This is a genomic window from Gordonibacter urolithinfaciens (assembly GCF_900199375.1).
GTDB lineage: Bacteria > Actinomycetota > Coriobacteriia > Coriobacteriales > Eggerthellaceae > Gordonibacter > Gordonibacter urolithinfaciens.
The window spans coordinates 969,420-994,375 of the sequence record NZ_LT900217.1 but is presented as its reverse complement, the minus strand read 5'-3'; the positions used below and the strand labels follow the sequence as shown (position 1 = coordinate 994,375).

General features: G+C 59.6%; 22 protein-coding genes and 1 pseudogene. 22 read left to right on the top strand and 1 reads right to left on the bottom strand.

The features are described from left to right. Positions 1-126 precede the first annotated feature (126 nt). The 13 genes and pseudogenes from BN3560_RS04330 (at position 127) to BN3560_RS14285 (ending at position 12,485) form a co-directional block, all read left to right on the top strand. Positions 127-1,974 (top strand): polysaccharide biosynthesis protein, encoded by a 1,848-nt coding sequence (locus tag BN3560_RS04330; protein ID WP_096227139.1) that lies wholly within the window; start codon positions 127-129, stop codon positions 1,972-1,974. 477 nt (positions 1,975-2,451) lie between these two features. Further along, complete coding sequence (locus BN3560_RS04325) at positions 2,452-3,072, top strand: recombinase family protein (RefSeq protein ID WP_096227138.1); 621 nt, start codon at positions 2,452-2,454, stop codon at positions 3,070-3,072. A gap of 252 nt (positions 3,073-3,324) precedes the next feature. Next, positions 3,325-3,915 (top strand): transcription termination/antitermination NusG family protein, encoded by a 591-nt coding sequence (locus BN3560_RS04320; RefSeq protein WP_157780543.1) that lies wholly within the window; start codon positions 3,325-3,327, stop codon positions 3,913-3,915. Between the two features lie 198 nt (positions 3,916-4,113). Next, positions 4,114-4,356 (top strand): hypothetical protein, encoded by a 243-nt coding sequence (locus BN3560_RS14665; RefSeq protein ID WP_194167079.1) that lies wholly within the window; start codon positions 4,114-4,116, stop codon positions 4,354-4,356. 105 nt (positions 4,357-4,461) lie between these two features. Then, a complete protein-coding gene (gene wecB / locus BN3560_RS04305) occupies positions 4,462-5,019 on the top strand; it encodes a non-hydrolyzing UDP-N-acetylglucosamine 2-epimerase (protein WP_269456907.1) in 558 nt (185 codons plus the stop codon). Then, the gene (locus tag BN3560_RS04300; protein WP_096227136.1) at positions 5,016-5,924 is read left to right on the top strand and encodes an ATP-grasp fold amidoligase family protein; all 909 of its coding nucleotides are present in this window, start codon (positions 5,016-5,018) and stop codon (positions 5,922-5,924) included. Before wecB ends, BN3560_RS04300 begins: the two co-directional genes overlap by 4 nt. Beyond that, positions 5,917-6,393: pseudogene (locus BN3560_RS14975) on the top strand (glycosyltransferase); the annotation flags it as partial. The gene BN3560_RS04300 and the pseudogene BN3560_RS14975, both read left to right, overlap by 8 nt. Before the next feature lie 154 nt (positions 6,394-6,547). Continuing rightward, positions 6,548-6,988, top strand: coding sequence for a glycosyltransferase family 4 protein (locus BN3560_RS04290; RefSeq protein ID WP_096227134.1), 441 nt, complete (start codon positions 6,548-6,550; stop codon positions 6,986-6,988). Between the two features lie 16 nt (positions 6,989-7,004). Next, positions 7,005-8,210, top strand: coding sequence for a hypothetical protein (locus BN3560_RS04285; RefSeq protein WP_096227133.1), 1,206 nt, complete (start codon positions 7,005-7,007; stop codon positions 8,208-8,210). Continuing rightward, positions 8,203-9,366 (top strand): polysaccharide pyruvyl transferase family protein, encoded by a 1,164-nt coding sequence (locus BN3560_RS04280; RefSeq protein ID WP_123649879.1) that lies wholly within the window; start codon positions 8,203-8,205, stop codon positions 9,364-9,366. The genes BN3560_RS04285 and BN3560_RS04280 overlap by 8 nt, the downstream gene beginning before the upstream one ends. Then, complete coding sequence (locus tag BN3560_RS04275) at positions 9,356-10,561, top strand: Coenzyme F420 hydrogenase/dehydrogenase, beta subunit C-terminal domain (RefSeq protein ID WP_096227131.1); 1,206 nt, start codon at positions 9,356-9,358, stop codon at positions 10,559-10,561. Before BN3560_RS04280 ends, BN3560_RS04275 begins: the two co-directional genes overlap by 11 nt. Next, positions 10,545-11,984 carry an oligosaccharide flippase family protein gene (locus tag BN3560_RS04270; RefSeq protein ID WP_096227130.1) on the top strand — a complete coding sequence of 480 codons (1,440 nt, stop codon included), beginning with the start codon at positions 10,545-10,547 and terminating at the stop codon, positions 11,982-11,984. Before BN3560_RS04275 ends, BN3560_RS04270 begins: the two co-directional genes overlap by 17 nt. Before the next feature lie 6 nt (positions 11,985-11,990). Beyond that, positions 11,991-12,485, top strand: coding sequence for an LbetaH domain-containing protein (locus BN3560_RS14285; protein ID WP_123649880.1), 495 nt, complete (start codon positions 11,991-11,993; stop codon positions 12,483-12,485). A 284-nt stretch (positions 12,486-12,769) separates the two neighbouring features. Here the strand turns inward: BN3560_RS14285 and BN3560_RS14970 are convergent, their stop codons facing one another. Next, positions 12,770-12,988 (bottom strand): transposase, encoded by a 219-nt coding sequence (locus BN3560_RS14970; protein ID WP_227115054.1) that lies wholly within the window; start codon positions 12,986-12,988, stop codon positions 12,770-12,772. Positions 12,989-13,251: 263 nt separating this feature from the next. Between BN3560_RS14970 and argC the strand changes: the two genes are divergently transcribed. The 9 genes from argC (at position 13,252) to BN3560_RS04225 (ending at position 24,886) form a co-directional block, all read left to right on the top strand. Further along, complete coding sequence (gene argC, locus BN3560_RS04265) at positions 13,252-14,322, top strand: N-acetyl-gamma-glutamyl-phosphate reductase (protein WP_096227129.1); 1,071 nt, start codon at positions 13,252-13,254, stop codon at positions 14,320-14,322. Between the two features lie 54 nt (positions 14,323-14,376). Continuing rightward, a complete protein-coding gene (gene argJ, locus BN3560_RS04260) occupies positions 14,377-15,708 on the top strand; it encodes a bifunctional glutamate N-acetyltransferase/amino-acid acetyltransferase ArgJ (protein WP_096227128.1) in 1,332 nt (443 codons plus the stop codon). Continuing rightward, on the top strand, positions 15,705-16,697 hold the full coding sequence (gene argB / locus BN3560_RS04255) for an acetylglutamate kinase (protein ID WP_087192065.1): 993 nt from the start codon (positions 15,705-15,707) through the stop codon (positions 16,695-16,697). Before argJ ends, argB begins: the two co-directional genes overlap by 4 nt. Positions 16,698-16,787: 90 nt before the next feature. Beyond that, the gene (locus BN3560_RS04250; protein ID WP_096228578.1) at positions 16,788-18,056 is read left to right on the top strand and encodes an aspartate aminotransferase family protein; all 1,269 of its coding nucleotides are present in this window, start codon (positions 16,788-16,790) and stop codon (positions 18,054-18,056) included. 264 nt (positions 18,057-18,320) lie between these two features. Continuing rightward, complete coding sequence (locus BN3560_RS04245; RefSeq protein ID WP_015538624.1) at positions 18,321-18,749, top strand: arginine repressor; 429 nt, start codon at positions 18,321-18,323, stop codon at positions 18,747-18,749. A 246-nt stretch (positions 18,750-18,995) separates the two neighbouring features. Next, positions 18,996-20,327, top strand: a complete 1,332-nt coding sequence (locus BN3560_RS04240; RefSeq protein ID WP_096227127.1) for an argininosuccinate synthase — start codon at positions 18,996-18,998, stop codon at positions 20,325-20,327. Between the two features lie 14 nt (positions 20,328-20,341). Then, positions 20,342-21,730: an argininosuccinate lyase gene (gene argH, locus BN3560_RS04235; RefSeq protein ID WP_096227126.1), complete on the top strand. Its 1,389-nt coding sequence runs from the start codon at positions 20,342-20,344 to the stop codon at positions 21,728-21,730. A gap of 266 nt (positions 21,731-21,996) precedes the next feature. Continuing rightward, entirely contained in the window at positions 21,997-24,306 is a 2,310-nt protein-coding gene (locus BN3560_RS04230; RefSeq protein ID WP_231897342.1) for a transglycosylase domain-containing protein, read from the top strand. A 76-nt stretch (positions 24,307-24,382) separates the two neighbouring features. Continuing rightward, positions 24,383-24,886, top strand: a complete 504-nt coding sequence (locus BN3560_RS04225) for a hypothetical protein (RefSeq protein WP_015538621.1) — start codon at positions 24,383-24,385, stop codon at positions 24,884-24,886. The last annotated feature ends 70 nt before the right edge of the window (positions 24,887-24,956 follow it).

Here is a 24,956-nt window from a genome sequence, read left to right as displayed (position 1 = left end):
AGCAGGCTCCTGTAAAGCATTGGTCCGTGCAAGGTTACGTTACTTTGTATACAATACCCTTTTGGTTGCCGCGCTTGTCGGCAAAATGGCATCAATTCGCTTTTCCACTCGGGGACGAGGCTGCGCTTGGACGCTCATATCACAAAAAGAACAGCGGTCCTGCTGCTGCTCGACATCGTTGCGACGTACGCCGCCTACTGGCTCGCATCCTTGCTCACCGCCGTCGAGGACGAGGTCTTCGTAAACAACGAGATCTACTTCATGCTGGGCATCCTGGCGCTCATCAACGTGGCGGTGCTCGGCCTGTTCCGCCTCTACAACAACCTGTGGGAGTACGCGAGCGTCGACGAGGCCATCCAGATCATGCTCGCGGTGGTGCTGTCCACGCTCATCGGCGCCGTGTTCCTATGGATCATCGACGTGCGCCTGCCCATACGCGTGTTCTTCGTCTCGTGCTTTCTGCTCATATTCTTCATGGGGGGCATACGCTTGGTATTCCGCGTCATGCGTCAGAAGAAGCGCGTGCTGGGGTCGGCACAGCGCGCCTGTGACCGGCCGCGCACGCTCATCGTGGGCGCGGGGGAGACGGGCTCGCTCGCCATCGGCCGCATGGCCTCGAAGGATCCGCTCATGCCCGGCGTGGCCATCGTGGCCACCGACGACGACGTTTCGAAGCGCGGCAGCCGCATTCACGGCGTGAAGGTGGCCGGCACCACGGACGACATTGTGGAGCTGGTGGACCGCTACGACATCGAGCAGATCGTCGTGGCCATTCCCTCGGCCTCGCTCGAGGAGCGCAAGCGCATCTACGGCGAGTGCACGAAGACCGAATGCAAGCTGCGCACGCTGCCCAACATTCGCGAGCTGTCGCTCGACGAGATAGGCGACGTGCGGCTGCGCGATGTGGACGTGGCCGACCTTCTGGGGCGCGAGGAGATCATCCTGAACACCCGCGCCGTGTCCGGATACATCGCCGGCGAGTGCGTGCTGGTCACGGGCGGCGGCGGCTCCATCGGCAGCGAGCTCTGCCGGCAGCTGTGCCGCGTGGCGCCCGCGCGCATCGTCATCTTCGACATCTACGAGAACGACGCCTACATGCTGCGCAACGAGCTGCTGTCCGAGTACGACGACATCGAGATCGTCATCGAGATCGGCAGCGTGTGCGACGAGGCCCGCGTGGCCGAGGTGTTCGCGAAGTACCGTCCTGGCGCCGTGTTCCATGCCGCGGCGCATAAGCACGTGCCGCTCATGGAGGCGTGCCCGCGCGAGGCGCTGCACAACAACGTGTTCGGCACGCTCAACGTGGTGAAGGCGGCCGACGCGTTCGGCGCCGCGCGCTTCATCTTCATCTCCACCGACAAGGCCGTGAACCCCACGAGCGTCATGGGCGCCACGAAGCGCATGGGCGAGATGGTGATGCAGCTGTACGCGCGCACGTCCAAGACCGTGTTCTCCGCCGTGCGCTTCGGCAACGTGCTGGGCTCGAACGGCAGCGTCATCCCTGTGTTCCAGCGCCAGATTGCCGCCGGCGGCCCCGTCACGGTCACGCACCCCGAGATCGAGCGCTTCTTCATGACCATCCCCGAGGCATCGCGCCTGGTCATCCAGGCAGGCGGCATGGCGCATGGCGGCGAGATATTCATTCTCGACATGGGCGAGCCCGTGAAGATCGTCGAGCTGGCGAAGGGTCTCATCCAGCTGCAGGGCCTCGTGCCCGACGTGGACGTGAAGATCACGTTCACGGGCCTGCGCGACGGCGAGAAGATGTACGAGGAGCTGCTCATGGACGAGGAGAGCACGCTTCCCACCGACAACAAGTCCATCATGATATCCACCGGCCAGGAGATCAGCTACGACGAGGTGGCCGCCAAGCTCGGCGAGCTGGAAGCCGCCATCGGCAAATCGGACGAGGAAGCCGTCCACATCCTGGAATCCGCCGTCCCCACCTACCACCACACGAAGAACTGCGCGTAGGCCGCGCCGCCCGCGAAGCGGTGCGCCCAGTCGCAATAAAAGTGTAGCGCGGCTTCGCCGCTTCTTAAGCTTCCTAATAAAGAAGAACGAGAAAGGCGAGCTCCCAACTTTTCCGATGGCTAGGTCCCGCTTCGAACTCCCCGTCGATCGTTCGCTCCTTCTCAATATCAGCCGGCCGAGACTATGCGCGCAGAAAGAGCCATCCGGCGCACTCGGAAACACCCGAGGTTAATCGAGAGCTCCTCGAACTGTTCCCGCCCCCAGCCCCTCTCGCCTTTAGAAACCTGACCACCCGACTCTCCAATGTTGTCGCTGCGGATTCCCTTGCCGACCCTGCCCTCGGAACGGCCCGGACGGCTTCCGTTCGCGATAATTGCCCCATGCCGACCGGCCGTGCGCCTGCCGGCATCTCTTTTGGCGGCCGATGGCAAAGCGGCCCGGAGGGGGCTCGCTTTGACGGGAACGATGGGGTGAGCGATGGAGCGAGAAGGAATCGTGTACGGGTATGCGCGCGTGTCGGCGAAGGACCAGAAGCTCAGGCGGCAGATCGACGCCCTCACGGGCTTTCCCGTGGCGGAAGAGCGTATCTACGCCGACAAGGCGAGTGGCAAGGACTTCGAGCGGCCGGAGTACCGCAAGCTGGTCAAGCGCCTTCGGCCCGGCGACGTAATGGTGGTGAAGAGCATCGACCGGCTGGGGCGGAACTACGACGAGATCCTCGAGCAGTGGCGCATCCTCACGAAGGTGAAGCGGGCGTTCGTCGTGGTGCTCGACATGCCGCTTCTCGACACGCGCAACGACCAGCACGGCATCACCGGCGTGTTCCTGGCCGACGTGGTGCTGCAGCTGCTCAGCTATGTTGCGCAACTTGAGCGCGAGAACATTCGGCAGCGCCAGGCGGAGGGGATCGCGGCGGCTCGGGCGCGTGGCGTGAGGTTCGGCCGGCCGGCCATCGAGGTGCCGAGCGCTTATCGGCCGATCAAGGCCGCATACCTATCGGGCCAGATCACGCGCAAGGAAGCGGCGGAGCACCTCGGTGTTTGCCCCCGGACGTTCGACCGGTGGCTGAAGAGGGACGCCGAGGGGGAAGTTGCTTAGCGTTTATGGCGACCGGGGTGTTGAATAACCCGCTCGGCATGGTTTTCGTTGCCAAAACGTAGACTTTTTGGCGGAGATGCCCGATAATCTCATTCGAAAGAGAAACAGCAGATCGGATGGGCGCCCTTGCATGAGGGCGGGCAAGTTTTACGTGAGACAAAAAGTCTACGTTCTTGCGGCCGTCGGTGCGGCAGCAACGTGCACCGACGGCCGCAGCATCCGATTATGCGAGCGAGCGTAGGAGAGGGCGTAATGGCAACGGAGGCACGGCAGCGCGAGGGTTTGCCGACGGGTTTCCTGTCCGAAGGGCCGTCGCGCGACGGCGACCTGCGCTGGTACGCCATTCATGTGCCCGAGGGTCGCGAGGACGCGGTGGCGGGCAAGTGCCGCCAGCTCCTCGGCTCCGACCTCGTGGAAGACTGCTTCGTTCCCAAGTACGAGCGGTACATGAAGCGCGAGGGCGCCTGGCGCATCGTCGTGCACCCCATGTTCAGCGAGTACGTGTTCGTTTCCACGCGCGACGTGCGCGCGCTTGCCAAGGCGCTCGGGCAGCTGTCGTTCCCGGCACCGCTCGTGGGCCGGAGGGGCCGCACCTACGCGCCGCTCTCGCCGAGCGTGCAGGCGTGGCTCGAGTCGGTCCTCGACGAGGCGCACGTGCTGCGTGCGAGCGAGGGCCGCATCGAGGGCGGCGTCCTGCAGGTGGAGCGGGGCCCGCTGCGCGGCTGCGAGGGCCGCGTGCGCAAGATCAACCGCCACAAGCGGATGGCCTACCTCCGCTTCGACGAAGGGGGCGAGGGCGACTGCGTGCTGCAGGCCGCCCTGAACGTCCCGGTGAAGAACTAGCACGACCCCGGTTTCCCGCCGGGAGCCCAAGGCGCAAGGCGTTGGGCTCCCGGCGGGAAACCGCGACGAACATATCCTGAGCAAGCGCAGGCGGTGCCATCGGCGGGCCAAGCGGAACCAGGGGAATGAATACTCTCGATGCCGCGGGCCGGAGGCCCGAATGGCGAAGCTATGTCCGCCTGAGCGAGGAGGCCCTCCATGTGGTATGTGATTCAGGTTCTTTCCGGGCAGGAGGACAAGGCGTGCGAGCTCATCAACCTGCATGCGGCGGGGCAGCGCTCGAAGGACGGCAGACCCGTTCTCAAAGAGTGCTTCGTGCCGCGCTACCAGGTGGAGCTCGCTCGCGCCTCCGAGGTCATGCGCGAGAGCGGGATCCCGCCTACGTCGTCGGCGCGGTGGAGTCGGTCCTGGACGTCGCGCCCGAGGGCGCGGTCGTGGTGATCGAGTCTACGGTGTCCCCGGGCACGATCGACCGCTACGTTCGCCCGGCGCTCTCGGAGCATCTGGGTTACGGGCAACACCGGCATCGACGCCCTGCGAACCACAGTGAGGGAGGGTTACTCCCATTCGGTTCTCGACTGGGCCGCAGGGTCTCGCCTCGTGCTCATCACGGCGCATCGCCGCGAGAACCTGGGTGCGCCCATGCGCTCCATGTTCCGCGCCATCCGGCGCGTGATGGAGGAGCGTCCCGACGTCAAGGCGGTCTATCCCGTTCATATGAACCCTCTTGTGCACGAGGCCGCCCACGCGGAGCTCGACGGCTTCGACCGCCTGCGGATGATCGAGCCCTTGGAGGTTCTCGACTTCCACAACCTGCTCGCGCGCTGCCATCTCGTCCTGACCGACTCGGGCGGCATCCAGGAGGAGGCTCCCTCGCTCGGCAAGCCCGTGCTCGTCATGCGCGATACCACCGAGCGTCCCGAGGGCGTGGAGGCTGGGACTTTGAAGCTTGTAGGTACCCAAGAAGACGCAATTTGCCGCGAATTCGATCGCCTGCTTTCCGACGAGAGGGTTTATTTGGCCATGAGCCATGCGTCTAACCCATACGGAGATGGTCATGCCAGCGCGCGGATAGCGGACGTGCTCGAAGGAAGGCGCGTATGAGGCTCAAGAAACGCTTCATGCTATCCTTGAAGAACAGCCTCAGGTTCCTTCCCGACAGGCAGTACATCAAGATTTACTACTGTGCAAAGTTCGGCGGCTTACCGAATATCGACGAGCCGTCGACGTTCAATGAGAAACTGCAGTGGATGAAGCTCAACTGTCAAGATCCTCGCATGGTTTCTCTTGTGGACAAGTGCAAAGTGCGTGACTTCGTCGAAAAGCGGATCGGTTCGCAGTATTTGGTACCGCTTATTGGCGTCTATAATACTGTTGAAGAGTTCCTCGGTGCCGACTTGCCTAATGAATTTGTCGTCAAGTGTACACACGATTCCCAGAGCGCTCACATCTGCATAGACAAAGCGACCTTCGATTTCGGGGCGGCGGCTCGTGGATTAGAGACGGCGCTCAAGCGCAATTGGTACTGGCAAGGACGCGAATGGGCGTACAAGGGCGTGAAGCCTCGCATCATTGTCGAGGAGTATCTGAGAGATCGAGAACGAGCAACGCCTAATGATTATAAGTTTTATTGCTTTGATGGTGTCTGTAAGATGATCCAGTGCGACGCCGATCGTTTTGAAAACCACAAAGAGCAGTTCTTTTCACCTGCTTGGGAGTCTTACGGCGATTGGCATGTCAGCCATGTGCCAGAAGGCGAGCTGCTTGCTAAGCCGGACGGTTTTGAAGAAATGCTGACGCTGTCGCAAAGTTTATCCGAAAGCTTCCCTCACGTTCGTGTCGATTGGTACTGCATTGAAGGAAAGCCTTTCTTTGGTGAACTCACTTTTTACACAGGCGGGGGGTTTGATCCTTTCCATAGCAAGGAAGATAAGCTTCGCGATCCATTAGATAGATATCTTGGCGATTGCTTGGTACTGCCAGAACAAGTGCGGACTCTTTATGTATAAAATTTTAATGATAGGCCCAGATAGCTCCCGCGCGTCCGGCGGAATGGCGTCGGTTATTCGGTCATTGAGTAAAAGCGAAACCTTAGCTTCCCGCTTCACAATTTTAGAGTTTCCCTCTTGCAGGGACGGAAGTCTTGCATCTCGGCTTTTCTTCACCGGGGTGCAGTATATGCGCTTTATCATTAAGCCTTTGAAAGCTGACATATGCCATATACATATTGCATCATATTCGAGTACCTGGAGAAAACTTTTGTATGGGAAAGCCGCGAAACTCAAGGGATCTCGAGTTGTTTATCATGTACATGGTGCCGAATACAAAAAGTTTTTTGCGTCATTAAGCGAACGGGGGCAGAAACGCCTTCGGCATAGTTTTTCGCAAGCAGACGCGGTGATAGTTCTTTCAAATTCATGGAAATGTTTTTTTGAAAACACTCTCGATCTGAAAAACGTTGTTGTAATAAATAACTCGATAGACTGCGCGAAATCGAACTTTAAGCACGGATTTCCGGCAAGCATCGCTTTTGTAGGACGCCTTGGCGTTCGCAAAGGCGCGTACGACTTAATTAAGGCATTGGGCATGCTACAGAGTAAGGGGATGAGGTTCTTCTGCACGTTTGCGGGTGATGGAGAAATTGAAAAGCTGCAAGAAGCGGCCAAGGTTGCTGGTGTTTTCGCAAAGTACGCAATTCACTGGATGGCTTGGCGAGGAAAAAGTCCAGGACATCCTCTCGTCATCCTCCATCATGGTTCTGCCCTCGTACGATGAAGGCTTTCCCGTCTCGATCATTGAGGCGATGGCTGCTGGCAATGCCGTGGTCAGTACCTGTGTTGGGGGTATACCCGAAGAAGTATGCCGTGCGGGTAGTGTGCTGATCGGGCCAGGTGATGTAAGCGCCTTGGCTTGTGCCCTCGAGGAACTGCTTGTTGATCAAGATCGAGCTTATCAGATGGCGGATGCAAACCAAGAGTATGTTTTAGGCAAACTTGACAACAAGGTTGTCCATACGCAGTTAGCTAATTTGTATTTGAGATTGCTGGATGACGATGCTGAGCAGAATACCTAACAAGTTTAAACATGACATGACTTGCATTGAGCTTTTAGCTCTGATTGCCTTTAACTTACTGCTATTCCAGCCGATCATCGAGATAATTCTGCCTCCTTTTTCTTATTATGATGAGATTTTGGCGGTATCCTCGCTCCTTTCTCTGTTCTTTTCCATGGCGATGCGCAAATCTCGTTTTACGAGGGAAATGAAGATCGCGCTGTGCCTGTTATTTGCGATCGTCGTTATTGGGCTTTTTGGAAACTTTCTTTCTGGCATAGTTTCCGATACTTTTTTTATTCTGGTCGATATATTAGCTTGCTCAAAGTTCTTTATCATTTACTTTGCCCTGAAATCTATTCTCGGAAACACTTCTTATTTCGTTAGCTATATGGCCAGAGAGAGCAAGGTCCTTTTAGTATTGATGCTTGCATGCTTGGCGATTAATCAATTCGTAGACATTGGAATGACATATGAGATGCGCTACGGCTTGAAGGCTTTCCAATTTGTATTTATTCATCCTACTCATATGGTCACCCTCTCTCTTGCTTGTATGGCGTTTATTTATTCGGATGCCAGTAACGGGTGGAAAAAATATATCGGTATCGCTTTGATTCTGATGGCGATGTCTCTACGAAGCAGGTGGGTAGCGCTTGCATTGGTGATCGTTCTGATTATTATATTTGTAAGAAAGGGGTCTACGCGCGCTCCCTTTGTCGTAATTGGTGTAGGATCGGTTTCTGCTTTCCTCGTCGGGCAAGCGCAGATGTCCGTGTATTACGGTAGCGCTTCCGAGTCTGCGCGAGGTCACCTGATGACAACTGCTCTTTCAGTGTTTCAAAACTTTTTCCCTTTGGGTGCTGGTTTCGCTTCTTTCGGGTCGGGAGTCACGAAGACAATTTATTCCCCACTTTACTATCAATACGGCTTGCAAAACGTCTACGGATTGGCTCCAAATAATCCTAGCTACTTAACAGATACATTTTGGCCTGTCGTGTTGGCTCAGTTTGGCTTTTTAGGACTGATCATTTGGCTTCTTCTGCTAATCATGCTCGTAGTCGACTTTTATCGTTTAGGGATTGCCTCGGGGATGCTGGTCCTATCGCTTACGATGATCGCGGCGATTCTCATCTCGACTACTGCTTCTGGGTCGATTTTTTCGATGCAGATGATCACATTGCTCGTTGCTTTTATGACCGCTATGAAAGCCAATATAGATAGAGAAGCTTGTGAACGTGCCTAAGCTTGGACTTTGCGCATGCTATAGCAACCATAATTTCGGGAGTATGCTCCAGGCTCTTGCCACATGCAAAGCCATTGATGCTCTGGAAGTTGAGTACGAGCTCATCAGGTACAAAAAGAAAATTTCCCCCCTAAGAGTTGTCCAGATCGCTCGTAAGGTTATTACTGCAGATGCTTGGCTGGGCTTAACCGCAGAACTTAAGTGGAGAGCGTATTTAAGCAAACATAGCGCTCAGAAGGCGAAACAAGAACTGAGATCCGAATCCTTTGGAGAATACTGTGATCGTAGATTCACCAAACTAAGCCCCGTATACGAAGGGTACTCTGCCTTGCAAGATGGCTCAAAAAAGTATGATGCAGTCTTGGTTGGCAGCGATCAACTGTGGTTGCCTTCTGGGTATAGCTCTGGTTTTTACACTCTTGAATTCGCTTCTGAGGGGGTCAGGCGAATCTCATATGCGACCAGCTTCGGCATTTCCTCAATGCCGAAGTCTTCTGCCGCTAGGGCCGCGCGATTCATATCCAAAATCGATTATTTGAGTGTTCGGGAAAAAAGTGGGATTGAAATAGTGGCCAGCGTTACGGGCGGCGATGTCAAGCCAAAACTGGTCGTTGATCCCACTCTGCTGTTCGATCAGGCTGGATGGCTCAATATCATTCCCGAAAAAAGGATCGTCGAAGGGGATTATATCCTGTGCTATTTCTTGGGCATCAATCCTGAGTCAAGGCGTATGGCTGCTGAGCTCAAAAAGAGGACGGGACTTCCGGTGGTGATGCTGAAAGATTGGCGTTATCATCTTGACGAAGACGATCTTATCAATGACTTTGATTTTTACTCGGCCAATCCTGACGATTTTGTAAATCTGATACGGCATGCGAATTATGTTCTGACGGACTCTTTTCATGGAACAGTGTTTTCGCTTATTCATCATAAAAAGTTTGCGACCTTCTATCGTGATATCGATGGGGGTAATAGCAGAAACACACGAATAGACAGTCTGTTCTCTCAGCTAGATCTCCGCTGCTGCTTGATGGATCATGCGGATCCGGGGCGTCTTGAAAGCTTGGTGGTTGATTTTGCAACCGTTGATGAGAGTTTAGACAATTGGCGTTGCGATTCTTGGAATTTTTTGAAAGAAGCTGTCGATGGTCTGTAGGTCGAACGTTTCCATTATGGATGAATCAAGTTGCTCGGGGTGCGGGTTGTGCTCGTTCGTCTGTCCGATGCGCTGCGTTGAAATGAAAGAAAACGAAAGAGGCTTTATTCTTCCGGCTGTTGGAAATAATTGCATAGCTTGCGGCAAGTGTTTGGCTGATTGTCCATCAATCAACCCTCCGGTTTCAGATTATCTCGATATTGGGCTTGTTGCACAATCGGGCGTCAGTGAAAACTTGGTCGCATCAACCGGGGGCGGAATGCATCTCCATCTCGCGAATTCGATGATGGCGCTCGGTGGTGTTTCGTACGGCGCTGCTTTTTCTGACGAATGGGCTGTTGAACATATCGAGTGCCATACTGCTGAGGAAGTGATGAGGTGTCGTGGATCTAAGTATGTTCAAAGCAGCTTGACGAACAAGGTGTTCGCCAGTATTAAGAAAAACTTGGAACAAAATATCCCCGTTCTCTTCACCGGCTTGCCGTGCCAGACGGCCGCAGTAAAAACTGCCTTCGGCGACAATGCGAGCCTTTTTCTTGTTGACTTGGTTTGCCACGGGGTCGCTTCGCCTATGGCCTGGCGGCAATATTTGTCAGATATGCAATTTGGGCGAATCGAGTCAATAAGATTTCGCAACAAGACTTACGGGTACCATATGAGCACAATGAGAGTTGTCTATGAGAGCGGAGTTTATAGCAAAAGCGGAAGAATCGACCCGTATTTGCGAGCTTTCTTTTCTGGCATCGCTCACAGGAAATCTTGCAACGAATGTAAGTTCAAGGGAAGGCGACGCTATTCCGACATAACGCTCTTTGATTGCGGGCGGTATTGTGAGCTGACTGGAGACAACGATGATGATCTTGGCCATACAAGTGTTTTAGTTAATACGAAGAAGGGCGAGAAGCTGTTACTTGAGCTTGGAAAAGAAGAGGTCGTTTTTTCGGCAATTGATAGAGGGATGGGCGAGCAGTTAAATGGCAAGATGATAGAGGGCTGCACCCCGAAGCATCCGCGATCGGATTCCTTTTACTCTCAAATTCTTTCAAACTCTTTTTCTTCGGTGGTTCAGAGCTATCTGCCTATTAAGCTTTCGGACTATTGCATCGAAGCCGTCAAGGGGTTGGCATGCAAAACGGGCATCCTCACGTTTCTTCGAAAAGCAAAAGAAAGAAAACTGCTTGTCACCAAGCATTAAAAAGAACTTTGCCTTCAGCCTAGCGTATGAAGTGCTTGCTTTTGCAATTCCTCTAATCACGGCACCCTATCTTTCCCGTATTCTGGGTCCAGACGGAATTGGGGCCTATTCATATTCTTATAATGTTGCATATTACTTTGGAATGTTTGCGACGCTGGGAATGCTGCGCTATGGGACCAGGAGTATTGCCTCAGTCAGGGATCTGCAGGCTACGAAAGATCAGTTGTTTTGGGAGCTCTTTTTTACCCAGCTTCTTACGGCTGGGTTTGCACTCGCCTTGTATTTGGTCTATCTTTTCCTATTTGGTGATTCGCTTAGTGCAATATGGATACTTTACATTTTGTCAACCGCTTTGGATGTAACTTGGCTATTCAGGGGCGAAGAGGATTTCAAGATTACAGTTGTTCGCAATTCAGTAATAAAGTGCTTAACCGCTTTCTGCATCTTTGTATTCATTAAAGGTCGTGACGATGTTTGGTTATATGTCGCGATAATGTCGCTCGGATACTTTATTTCTCAGGTGGTGCTGTGGCCCTATGTGAAGAAGCATATCGCAAGTTTCCACATCCCAAAGTTTTGTAAGCTGATACGGCATTTAAAACCAAGTGTGATTTTGTTCGTTCCCCTGATTGCTACAAGCGTATATAGGGTGTTGGACAAGATTCTCATCGGCTTGCTTTCAAGCAGCGCCCAACTCGGTTTTTTCGATTGCGCGGACAAAATCATCATGGTTCCTCTAGGCGTGATTTCCGCGCTTGGGGCGGTGGTACTTCCGAGGATGTCGTATTTAATATCGACGGGCGAAGAACGAAAGGGGGTCAAGTTCATCCGCTCGACCATGTCCTTTTCGATGATTATTGCGATTTGTCTCATGTTCGGCTTGATTGCTACAGGCGATCTATTTGCAGTGGTCTATTTTGGCGACAATTATACAGAGACGGGATATCTGCTCGTTGTTATGAGCGTGACCGTGCCGATGATTGCTTGGGCCTCAGTGATCAGGGAACAATACTTAATTCCGAAAAGATTAGACAAACAGTATATTTCCTCGGTTGCGGTGGGCGCGGTCTTCAACATCATGCTAAATCTATGGGCGATTCCGAGGTGGAATGCGCGGGGCGCTGCATTGGTGACTATAGCAACAGAATTGCTCGTTTGCGTAATGCTTACTGCTTCAGCTAGAAAGTATTTGGATATAAAACAATATGTTTCCGATTCTCTCCCGTACCTTGGGATCGGGGTTTTGATGTGCATCTCGGTGAAGGTCTTAGCTCGGGTTCTGTCGATTGGCAAGGTGAGCCCCCCGCTTCTTTTAGTTCTTGAAATCATCTTTGGGCTGATAGTTTTTGGAGCGCTTCTCGCTGTATTAGCGAGGCATAGCACGAGCCATAGAGCGATTATAGGATCACTAATAAAAAAGTAGGCTTGCATGTTCTCAGTTTCTGCCCTCGTGCGTCTTTATCGGTATCCCATTATTGGGCATCTTGCTCAACGAATGGTATTGCGAAGAGGCGCCGATATTCCGCGCAGCGTTAAAATCGGCCATAGGGTTTCGTTCCCGCACAACGCTTTGGGGACCGTTTTGCATCCAGACACAACCCTCGAAGACTACGTCAAGGTCTATCAAAACGTGACTATTGGTAGAGGGAATATTTGGCTCGACTATCATGCTGAATCGCGCTTGCGCTTTACGGTTAAAATGGGAGCAATCTTGTGTGCTGGATGCAAGATTATTTGCAGCGAAGATGAACTCGTCGTTGGAAAAAACACGGTGATTGCCGCAAATGCCGTGCTAACCCGCTCAACAGGGGACAACGAGATATGGGCGGGAATCCCTGCAAGAAAAATTCGTGATCTGGGAGTTGGTTCTGAACAAACTACGATAATCAACTCGCCATCAGGCAAAACTTTTGAAATTGATTGATTCTTTGACAACCAAAACCCCTGTTCAAATCCAAATCTGGCACAACGATTTGCGCCTTTGACAAGGCAGTTTTTTGCAAGCATTATTTTCAGTGCCTTCGGGGCGCGTCTAGGCCATACGCATCAGCTTCCCTTGGCGCAGAAGCGCAGTTTTGCTCAAGAGCCTCACCTCCTGGTTTGCAAGGATGATTTGCTAGAGTCTTAGATCCTCGAACTTCACCCCGTTGAGCCTTATGCCGCGCTTGATGATGCGCATGTAGCCAAGCGAGAGCAGGCAGCACCTCCTCATGCGTTTGAAGGTCTTGATCCGTGGCTCATCCGCTTCATCGCCTTGATGGGGCTGTTGAGCCCCCCGGCGGTGACGTTGGTTTTGTTGAGCTTATAACTGTTCGGCACACCTTCGCGGTTGCGCTTCAGGGTCTTGGCTGCCGCTTCATCTCGAAGACGCCGCTTCTTTGGGCGAGGCTTATCCAATTGGCGAGCGAGTCGCGCTTGTCTGCGCACCACGGCATGTCCGGCCAGCCGCGGAACAGGTGCATGAGCTCATGGACGTTGAGGTCGGGGTCGGCTTCAAACAATCAACTCTCACAACCACGCTCCCGGTCTTCATGTAACTATTTCATTTCCCACCTTGTCAAACCGGTGGTTCTTTCTTACGATGATCCGTAATGATGTCGTGGCGCGTTTTTGTGCAGGTGCACGAAAGTAGCTTCGCGCCCGGCAGGTTGGACAACACGTCCGGCGCAACAAGCAAGCGAGGGATCGACATGGCCATCAAGACGGGTATCGTGGGTGCGGCGGGGTTTGCGGGCATCGAGCTGGTGCGCCTCGTGCTGCGCCATCCCGACCTCGAACTCGTGGTCGCCACGTCCAACGAGCTGGCCGGCACGCGCGTGACCGACGAGTACCCCGGCTTCGCCGGCGCCACCGACCTCGCCTTCGCCACGCACGACGACCCGGCGCTCGACTCATGCGAGCTCGTGTTCCTGGCCGTGCCGCACACGGCGGCGCTCGCCATGGCGCCGCGCCTCGTGGCAGGCGGCGCGACCGTCGTCGACCTCTCGGCCGACTTTCGCCTCAAGGACCCCGCCGTCTACGAGCAATGGTACAACACCCCGCACACGGCAACCGAGCTTCTGGCCCGCGCGGCATTCGGCCTGCCCGAGCTTTTCCCCGATGACTTGGCGCGCGCAGCCCGCGCCCGCGCCAACGGCGAGCCCGCGTTCGTCGCCTGCGCCGGCTGCTATCCCACGGCAACCTCGCTCGCGGCGGCGCCCGCAATCCGCGCCGGCCTCGCGGCTCCAGGCGGCACCATCGTCGTCGATGCCATCTCGGGCGTCACGGGCGCGGGCAAGAAGGCCACGGCGCGCACGCACTTCTGCTTCGCCGACGAGAACCTGGAGGCCTACGGCGTGGGCACGCACCGCCACACGCCCGAGATCGAGCAGATCCTCGGCATCGCAGGGCAGGGGCGCCTCGTGTTCACGCCGCACCTCGCCCCGCTGAACCGCGGGCTGCTCTCCACGGCGAACATCCCGCTCGCGCCCGACGCGCCCGATGACGCGGCCTTCTACATCGACCAGTACCGCGCCTTCTACCGCGAGAGCCCCTTCGTGCACGTGCTCGACGCCGGCTCCCTGCCGAAGACGTCCTCGGTCGCCGGCACGAACAACGCCCATATCGGCCTTGCCGTGAACGCGCCGGCGCGCATGCTCGTCGCCGTGTGCGCCATCGATAACCTGGGAAAAGGCGCGGCCGCTCAGGCCGTGCAGTGCGCGAACATCGTCTGCGGCCTGCCCGAGCGACGAGGCTTCGACGCCGTCGCCGTACCCGTCTGATCGAAGGAACCCGCTAGCGAACAGCCTAAGCAACGCAACCAGAAAGAAGCCGCCATGACCGACACGCATGCCGCATCCGCCCCGTCATCCACCAGCAGCGTAACGCCGCTGCGCGCGGAAACCGCCGCGCAGCTTCCCGACGCCCTCGCGGTTGTCGAGGGCGGCGGCGTCACCTCGGCGCGCGGATTCCGCGCGGCCGGCGTCCATGCAGGCTTCCGCAAAGATCCCAACCGCCTCGACCTTGCGCTCGTGGCCGCTGACAAGCCGTGCGCATGCGCGGCCGTGTTCACCCAGAACGTGTTCTGCGCGGCGCCCGTCGCGGTGTCCCGCGAGCATTTGGAGGACTGCGGCTACGGCATCGCGCAGGCCGTGGTCGTAAACTCCGGCAACGCGAACGCCGCCACGGGGGAGCGGGGGCTCGCGGCCGCGCGCGAAACCGCGGCCATTGCAAGCGACGTCCTCGGCTGCGCGCCTGCCGAGGTGCTGGTGGCCTCCACCGGCGTGATCGGCGAGCACCTGCCGCTCGAGCCGTTCGCCACGGGCATCCCCCTCGCCGCCCTCGAGCTCTCGGTGGTCAGCGGCGGCGCCAACGCGGCGCGCGCCATCATGACCACCGACACACGCCCGAAGGAGGTGGCGGTCACGTTCTCGGGCGACGGCATCGGCTACGACGGCTGCACGTTCACGGTGGGCGGCATGGCGAAGGGCTCGGGCATGATCATGCCGAACATGGCCACCATGATAGCCGTGCTCACCACCGATGCGCCGGTGCGCCCCGACGCGCTGCACGCCGCCCTCTCCCGCGCAGTGGGCGTGAGCTTCAACAAGGTCACGGTCGATTCCGACACGTCCACGAACGACTCGTGCTTCCTGTTCTCCAATGGCGGCGCCACGTCGAGCACCGTTCCCTTCCACCCGGGTTCCCCGGCGCTCGCCCGCTTCGAGCAGGCGCTCGACGCCGTATGCCAGAACCTCGCGCGTCAGATGGCCGCCGACGGCGAGGGCGCCACGCGCCTCGTCACCGTGAACGTGACGGGCGCCGCCACGCCGGCCGACGCCGACGCCGCCGCACGCGCCGTCGCGAACTCCCCGCTCGTCAAGACGGCCGTCTACGGCCACGACGCCAACTGGGGCCGCGTGGCCATGGCCATCGGCAAGTCGGGCGCCGCCTTCCGCCAAGAGGATGCCGCCATAGACATCATGGGCCTGCCCGTGTGCCGCGGCGGGCTCACCGTCCCCTTCGACGAGGACGAGGCGCTCCGGCGCTTCGAGAACCCCGAAATCGCAATCGACGTCGACCTCGGCGCCGGCGATGCCGCCGCCACGGTTTGGACCTGCGATTTCAGCCACGATTACGTCACGATCAACGGAGATTACCGCTCATGAAGTACGCAAAGGATACGCGCCCGAAAGGCGTATCGCACAAGGCCGCGGAAGTGCTCGTCGAGGCCCTTCCCTGGATCAAGAACATCACCGGCAAGACCGTCGTCATCAAGTACGGCGGTTCCGCCATGGTCGATGCGCAGCTGCGCGCCGACGTCATGAACGACATCGTGCTGCTGAAGATCGTTGGCGTGAACCCCGTCATCGTGCACGGCGGCGGCAAGGCCATCACCGAGGCCATGGAATTCGTGAACCTGCCCGTGGAGTTCAAGGACGGCCAGCGCGTCACCACGCCCGAGGCCATGGATCTCGTGCGCACCGTGCTCATGGGCAAGGTGAACCAGGAGCTCGTGGAGGCCCTGAACGAGCACGGCAACTTCGCCGTGGGCGTGTCCGGCGCCGACGCGGGCGTCATCGTGGCCGAGCAGGCCAGCCCCGACCTGGGCCGTGTGGGCCGCATCACGCGCATCAACCGCCCGCTGCTCGACGACCTCGTGAACGCCGACTACATCCCCGTGGTCGCGTCGGTTGCGCTCGGCGAGGACGGCGGCTTCTACAACGTGAACGCCGACATGGTAGCGGGCCACATCGCGGCCGCCATCGGCGCGCACAAGGTGGTGTTCCTCACCGACGTGGACGGCCTCTACGAGAACTTCGAGGATAAGTCCACGCTCATCTCGAACCTCACGCTCTTCGAGGCCCAGTACATGATCGAGAACAACGTGGTGTCCACCGGCATGATACCCAAGCTGAAGTCGTGCGTCACCGCGCTCGACGCCGGTGTGTTCCGCGCGCACATCCTGAACGGCACCACGCCGCACTCGCTGCTGCTCGAGCTTCTGACCAGCACCGGCGTGGGCACCACCATGCACTCCACGGAGGAGGCGTGCAAGTTCGACTCCCATCCCCTGGGCAACTTCGCCTCCAAGCTGCTGGAGAACCGCGAGCAGGCGGCTGCTCAGGCAGCCGCTGCCGAGCGCTTCGCCGGCTGACTGACCGCCATCGCCGACCGTCGAAGGGGTCGGCCCTTCCCCCTGCTTTGCGCGAGGGGGATGCTGCAGCAACCGAACGGAAGGACCGACATGAGCCTCGAGGAACAGCAGGAACTGGAAGAGAGCTACGTCATGCACACGTTCGGGCGCAAGCCCGTCGAGTTCGTGCGCGGCTGCGGCATGGTGCTCGAGGACGACAAGGGCCGCGAGTACCTGGACTTCATTGCCGGCATCGGCGTCATCAGCCTGGGGCATTGCCATCCGGCCGTCGTCCGCGCGCTGCAGCAGCAAGCGGAAAAGCTCATCCACGTGAGCAACTACTACTATATCGAAGGCCGCGGGGAAGTGGCGCGCCGCCTCTCCGACCTGCTCAACCACGGCGCTCCCGCCGGCGCGGAGCCCTGGCAGAGCTTCTTCGCGAACTCGGGCGCCGAGGCCAACGAGTGCGCCATCAAGCTGGCGCGCCTGCATGCCCGCAAGCTCGCGGAGGCGCAAGCGCTCGCCGACGGGGCGGGAGAGGACGAGGCCCGCGCCGCTGCGTCCGCCGCACCCCGCGTCATCGTCACGCTCGACCGCAGCTTCCACGGGCGCACCATGGCCACGCTGGCCGCCACGGCCCAGCCCGCCAAGCAGGAGGCCTTCCGGCCGCTGCCCGACGGCTTCGCCCATACGCCGCTGAACGACGTGGCCGCGCTCGAGGCCCTGTTCGCCGAGCGTGGCAGCGAGATCTGCGCCGTCATGGTGGAATGCGTGCAGGGCGAGGGCGGCGTGCATCCGTGCACGCCGGAGTTCCTGCAGTCTGCGCGCCGCCTTACCGAGGAGCGCGGCGCGCTGCTCATGTGCGACGAGGTGCAGACGGGCGTCTTCCGCTGCGGCGCGCCGTTCGCGTTCCAGCGCTTCGGCATCGTGCCCGACGTCGTGACCATCGCCAAGGGCGTGGCCTCGGGCATGCCCACGGGCATGTGCGCGGCCCGTGCCGACGTGGCCGCCTCGTTCGCTCCCGGCGACCACGGCTCCACGTTCGGCGGCAGCAACCTGGCAGTCGTCGCCGCGCAGGCCACGTTGTGCACGCTCGCGGACGAGGGCTTCGGCGAGCGCGTCGAGCGCGTAGGCGCCTACCTGCGCGCGCGCCTGGCCGAACTGACCCACGTCGTGGAGGTGCGCGGGCTGGGGCTCATGGTGGCTGCCGACCTGGCCGAGGGCGTCGATGCGAACGACGTCGTCCTGCGCGCACTGGGCGAGGGCCTCGTCATCAACGCCACCGGCCCGCATACGCTGCGCTTCCTGCCCCCGCTCGTCTGCGAGGAGCAGCACGTGGACCAACTCGTCGAGCGCCTGCCCCGTTTGCTGGGCGCATAGGCTGCGCGCGACGGAGCGCACGGCCCGGGAGTGCCTGCTGGCTCCCAGCCCGTGTGCGTCCCGCCCGTACCGTCGTTCCACCGGCCAGCAACGACCGCTTCGCCGAATTTTTCGTACTTTTGGAAATTCCTGCTTCGCAAACGCAGCGTCATGAGGTACTATTCACTGCATAAATTTTGCCGGTCTTGCGCTTTTCTGCATAACCGTGCGAATGGCTGTGAAACTGTATGTGATAGTGCTCCGCAAGGACAGAGAGTCGAGGGCATGAGGAAACGTCAGCAACGGCATGACATCATCCGCGATATCATTCGCGAGCATAATGTCAAGACGCAGCGCGATCTCGCTGATCAGCTGCAAGCCGCAGGCTACGATTGCACCCAGGCCACCATCTCTCGGGACATCATGGACATGGGCCTGGTGAAGTCGCGCGAAGGCTATTACGTGCTGCCGGAGGAAATGCGCCTCCAGCGCATGGTTTCCGAACTGGTTGAAGAGGTACACGTGGCAGGCAATCTCATCGTGGTCAAGACGTTCTCCGGCGGAGCCGCCGGCGTCTCCGCTGCGCTCGATAAAGCGAGCTTGCGCGGCGCGCTCGGCACCGTTGCCGGCGACAACACGATCATGATCGCTGCCGAGAGCCCCGAGGCCGCTCTTGAAGTTGAGCGCGCCATCGACCGACTGCGACGACGTTAGTCGTCTACTTTAGCGTGAGGGACGCTTTTCTCCCTCCTTTCCCCCAAGGCTGCCCAGCAGCATGAAGTCGTGAGAGCCGCCCGGCGCTCACGCCACCGCGAAAAGCCGCGATGCACACGGGACCCCGTGTATTCGCACGCCGAGAACGGCAGGGCGGAGCCAAGGCCAACCCGTACCCGCATCGGAGACCCGGGCACGAACCAGCTAAAACAAAAAGAAAAAGCAAACGCAGGAAAGGGATTCATCATGGCAGATCAGAAGGAAAAAGCGGTACTGGCATACTCCGGCGGCCTCGACACGTCGTGCTGCATCAAGTGGCTCCAGGAGAACAAGGGCGTCGACGTCATCGCCGTCGTGGGCGACGTGGGACAGGAGCACGAGGGCCTCGAGAAGATCAAGCAGAAGGCGCTCAAATCCGGCGCGCTCGACTGCCTGGTGGTGGACATGCGGGAGACGTTCGCCAAGGAGTACCTGGCCAAGGCACTCGCTGCCAACGCAATGTACGAGAACAAGTACCCGCTGGTCTCGGCGCTGTCGCGGCCGCTCATCTCCAAGCACCTCGTGGACGCCGCCCACAAGTTCGGCGCGAAGTACATCGCGCACGGCTGCACGGGCAAGGGCAACGACCAGGTGCGCTTCGAGTCGAGCATCACGATGCTGGACCCCGACATCGAGATCCTCGCCCCGGTGCGCGAGTGGGAGCTCAAGACCCGGCCCGAGGAGATGGAGTGGGCGCAGGCCCACGGCATCGAGGTGCCCACCACCAAGAAGTCGCCGTACTCCATCGACGACAACCTGTGGGGCCGGGCCATCGAGTGCGGCGTGCTGGAGGATCCGTGGATCGAGCCGCCAGCGGACATCTACACCATGACGAGCGATCCGATGCAGGCTCCCGACCAGCCCGAATACGTTGAGCTCACGTTCGCGCGCGGCCTGCCTTACATGATCAACGGCGACCAGAAGAGCTTCCTCGGCATCATCTACGCGCTGAACGAGATCGCCGGCAAGCACGGCTTCGGCCGCATCGACATGATCGAGAACCGGCTTGTGGGCGTGAAGAGCCGCGAGTGCTACGAGGTGCCGGCGGGCCTCGCGCTCATCCAGGCGCACAAGGCGCTCGAGGACCTCGTGCTCGAGCGGGAAGTGCTGCACTACAAGCTGGGCATGGAGCAGGCCTGGGCCACCGCCGTGTACAACGGCCAGTGGTTCTCGCCGCTGAAGGAGGCCATCGACGCGTTCATGGCCTCCACGCAGCGCTGCCTGTCCGGCACGGTGAAGCTGAAGTTCTACAAGGGCTCCTGCACCGTGGTCGGCCGGAAGAGCGCCTACTCGCTCTACGACTACGCGCTGGCCACCTACGACAAGGACGACGCGTTCGACCACACGGCCGCCAAGGGCTTCATCAAGCTGCAGACGCTCTCCGGCAAGACGTGGGCCTCGAACCGTCGGCAGGAGGGCGCCCCGGCCGAGCTCTTCGATGCCGAGAAGCAGCAGGGCCCTCTCAAGAAGGGCAAGTACGAGGACGTCACCCCGCTCGGCCAGCAAGTGGTCGAAGAAGCAGAAGCCGTCTTGGCGTAAGCGAAAGGAAACCCATGGCACTCTGGTCTGGCAGGTTCACGGAGAACGTGAGCGAGTTCACGCAGCGTTTCGGCGCCTCGCTGCCGGTTGACAAGGCGCTCTACGCGCAGGACATCGCCGGCTCGAAGGCGCACGCGGCTATGTTGGCGAAGGCGGGCGTCATCGCGCAGGCCGACGCCGACGCCATCGCGGGCGGGCTCGGGCGCGTGCAGGAGCGCATCGAGGCGGGGGAGTTCGCCTTCGACGTCAACGACGAGGACATCCACATGTCGGTGGAGCGCGCGCTGATCGCGGACGTCGGCGACGCCGGCGCGCGCCTGCACACGGGCCGCAGCCGCAACGACCAGGTGGCCACCGACACGCGCCTGTTCGCCAAGCAGCGCTGCGAGGACCTCATGGCGGCCAACGTCGCTCTGCGCCAGGCGCTCGTCAAGCAGGCCGAGGCGCATCCGGACGTCATCATGCCGGGCTACACGCACCTGCAGCACGCCCAGCCCGTGCTGTTCGCGCACCACATGCTCGCCTACGTGTGGATGCTCGCGCGCGACTTCGAGCGCCTGGCCGCCGCCCATCGTGCCGCCGACGCGAGCCCGCTGGGAGCGGCGGCCCTCGCCGGCACCACGTACCCGCTCGATCGCCAGATGACGGCGGAGTCGCTCGGCTTCTCGCGCGTGATCCCCAACTCGCTCGATGCCGTGTCCGACCGCGACTTCCTGCTCGACCTGTCCTACGCGTGCAGCGTGTCGTGCATGCACCTGTCGCGTCTGTGCGAGGAGATCGTGCTGTGGTCCACGGCCGAGTTCGACTTCATCGAGCTCTCCGACGCGTTCTCCACGGGATCGTCCATCATGCCGCAGAAGAAGAACCCCGACTTCGCCGAGCTCATCCGCGGAAAGACCGGGCGTGTGGTGGGCGACCTCGTGGCGCTGCTCGTCACCATGAAGGCGCTGCCGCTCGCGTACAACAAGGACCTGCAGGAGGACAAGGAGGGAGCCATCGACGCCGCCAAGACGCTCGAGGACTGCCTCGTGTGCGCCGCCGGCATGATCGAGACGATGGCCGTGAAGCCCGAGAGCATGCGCGCCCAGGCGAAGAAGGGCTACCTGGCCGCCACCGACGTGGCCGACTACCTGGCGAAGAAGGGCATGCCGTTCCGCCGCGCCCACGAGGTGGTGGGGCACCTCGTGCTGTTGTGCGAGCAACGCGGCTGCGACCTGGACGACCTCGCGCTCGCGGACTTCCAGGCCGAGAGCAGCCTTTTCGAGGCCGACATCACCTCCGCACTCGACCTCGACGCCATCGTGGCCGCCCGCACCACCGAGGGCGGCACGGGCCATGCCGTCGTGGCCGAGCAGCTGGCGCTCGCGAAGCAGGTTCTCGCCGCCGATGAGGCCGCGCTCTAGCCAGCTAGGGCGTGACAGGGGGACGGGGATAATGTCACGCCCCCGTATCTGCCTGAAGGTTGTGAGAGCCCCGTGGGCGTGACATTATCCCCGTCCCCCTGTCACGCACCTTCAACCTCGCGTTCATGCCGCCGGATTATCCGGCGGCATTTTTATGCCTCTCATCGGCCCTTTTGCCTTGTGACCATTTTCCAACAAACTTGTGTTGATTCAAGAGGGCCTGTCCCCCGATGATACAATGGCGAAAGTTTTTTGGAGGTGTTCACGTGGCTTCACGTTCAATGAAGAACCGGCCCAGTGCCAAGAAGAAGCATCCCAAGATCGGGCTGCTCGTCGTCGTCAGCGTGCTGGCGGCCGTAATCGTCGCCGGCGGCGTGGGCGTCTACGCCCTCGGCATGTCCTGGATCGGCGATCTGACGGAGTACGATGTCTCGAATACGGACAATCTCAATACCTCGCTCCCGAGCGAGGCGTGGGACAGCACCAAGACCGTCCAGCTTGCCAAATTCCAGCTGGACAACCGCGAGCCGGTTGAGCTGAACCAGATCAGCCAGTATGTTCTCGACGGAACGGTGGCAACCGAGGACGAGCGCTTCTACGAGCACGGCGGCTTCGACCTGGCCGGCATCGCCCGTGCACTCGTGGTGAACATCACCGGATCGGGTCGCGAGGGTGCCTCGACCATCACGCAGCAGTTCGTGCGCAACACCATCCTCTCCGACGAGATGGATGAGATCTCCATCAAGCGCAAGGTGCGCGAGATGTACCTTTCCGTCAAGCTCGAGGAAGTGTACTCGAAAGACGAGATACTGCGCATGTACCTCAACACCATCAACTACGGCAATGCCACGTACGGCATCCAGGCCGCCTCGCAGCGCTACTTCTCGAAGGACGCGACCGACCTGACGCTGGCCGAGGCTGCCGCCCTCGTGGGCATTCCCCAGTCGCCGTCTTACAACAACCCGCTTGTCGACGGCGGCAAGAACTGCATAGAGCGACGCAATCTCGTGCTCGACCGGATGCTGTCGAATGGCTATATCACCCAGGAGGAGCACGACGCGGCGCAGCAGGCTCCCCTCGAGGTCAACGAGACCATCCCCACGAACGACGGCATCCTCGCCTACCCGTACTTCACCAGCTACATGCGCCAAGAGCTCAAGGAAGAGCTGGGAATGTCGGAGGCGGAGATACTCAAGGGCGGGTTCACCATCGTCACGACGCTCGACGTCACCGCCCAGGAGGCGGCGGAGCAGGCGGCGAGGGACAAGGCCGCCCAGGCAAATGGGACTGCCGGCCTTGACAACGTGTTCGAGTCTGCCATGGCGGCCGTCGACCCCGAGACGGGCCACATCAAGGCGCTCGTCGGGGGCAGGGATTACTCTGAGAGCCAGGTGAACCTCGCAACGGGCACCGGCGGGGCCGGCCGTCAGTCGGGTTCCTCGTTCAAGACGTTCACCCTGGTGGCGGCTATCAAGGCGGGTATCGATCCGCAGACCCTCATCAACTGCTCGGCCACGGCGAAGTTCCCCGGGTGGTCCGTCGAGAACATCAACAAGACGGAGTACGGCACCCGCAGCATCGCGCGTGCATTCGCCGTGTCCTCGAATACCGGTTTCGCGCGCCTCTGTCTGTCGCTCGGGCCCGACGCCGTGGCTTCGGTTGCGAAGGAGATGGGCATCCATTCCAATCTGTCGAGCACCGGTTCCATCACGTTGGGCGTCGATGCGGTGACGCCCCTCGAGATGGCCGAGGCCTACGCCACGCTTGCCAGCGGGGGCATCCACCACAACACCACTCCTGTTCTCCAAGTTTACGATCGCGATGGCGGGCTGGCCGTGGACAATACCACCACTGAGGGAGAACGGGTGCTCGAGCCCGAGGTCGCCCATGCGGCCCTCAAGGTCATGGAGGGCGTTGTGCAGAGCTCCGAGGGTACCGGCACCGATGCCGCCTTGGCGAACGGGCAGGTTGTCGCAGGCAAGACGGGCACCTCGGACGATTACAAGGACAGTTGGTTCTGCGGTGTGACGCCTCAGATGTCGGTGGCTTTCTGGCTTGGCGACCGTCGCGATTACTTTGGAGACAACTCCTGCGAATCGATCCCGCCGTCGGTTACGGTGGCAAGCGCCTTCGCCAGCTTCATGAACGTGGTGCTCGAAGGGCAGCCTGCGGTCGATTTCGCCAATGCCGCCAACCCGCCGTACAAGGCCTACACCGATGCGAAGTACGGCATCGGGGGCACCGCCGGCTCTTCGGGCGAGGATACTTCGAAAGACTCGGACAAGAAGGACAAAGACACCGATTCCAACAGCGCGAACGGGACCAACAACGGCTCGAACTCGGGCGGCACTAACGGATCCAACACGCCGGGAGGGCCATCCGGCGGTGGGACCGACAAGCCCGATCCGGCTCCAACCCCGGACCCCGAGCCCACGCCGGACCCCGAGCCCACGCCCGATCCGGAACCGGAGCCGACTCCCGATCCCGAGCCCACGCCCGATCCGACGACCCCGTCCGCGGCAAGTTTCTCTCTGCCAACGATTTGGTCGCGCACGCTTCAAATGCTCGCCGCATAACGGGTACACTGTTCGCAGGTTGTTTTCACGCGCCGCACTCGAGCGGCGCTTTACTCGAAAGGGAAGTAGGTTGTACATGAAACGTTCCATGCTCATCAAAGCCGTCGGCGTCATGTGCGCGGCCTTCGTGGCGGTTGCCGCGCTCGCCGGCTGCACGTCGCAGGAAAGCGCCGCGACGAAGCAGCAGTCCGAGAACCGGCAGTACATGACGCAGGTCAACCAGACGATGGAGGACCTGCAGAGCCGGCTCGACGGCTTCACCGACGCCGTGTCGCGCGGCGACCTGGTAGGCATGCGGACACAGGCCGACAACGCCTACAAGGCGCTCGACGAGCTGGGCAAGCTGAACGTCCCCGATGATCTCAAGGACATCCAGCAGGAGTACGTCGATGGCACGAACAAGCTGAAGGATGCCTTGAACGCCTACATCGAGCTCTACACGGAGATCGACAGCGCCACCGAGGCGCAGCCTTTCGACTATTCGACGTACGACCAGCGTATAGCCGATATCAAGAGCCAGTACGACGAGGGCATCGGCAAGCTTCAGTCGGGCGACAACAAGGCCTCCGAGAAGAACTAGCGGCAGCCTGCGGCGGATCGGCCCTATACGAAAACGCACGCTTCATCTAACCAAAACACCCCCTTCCGTA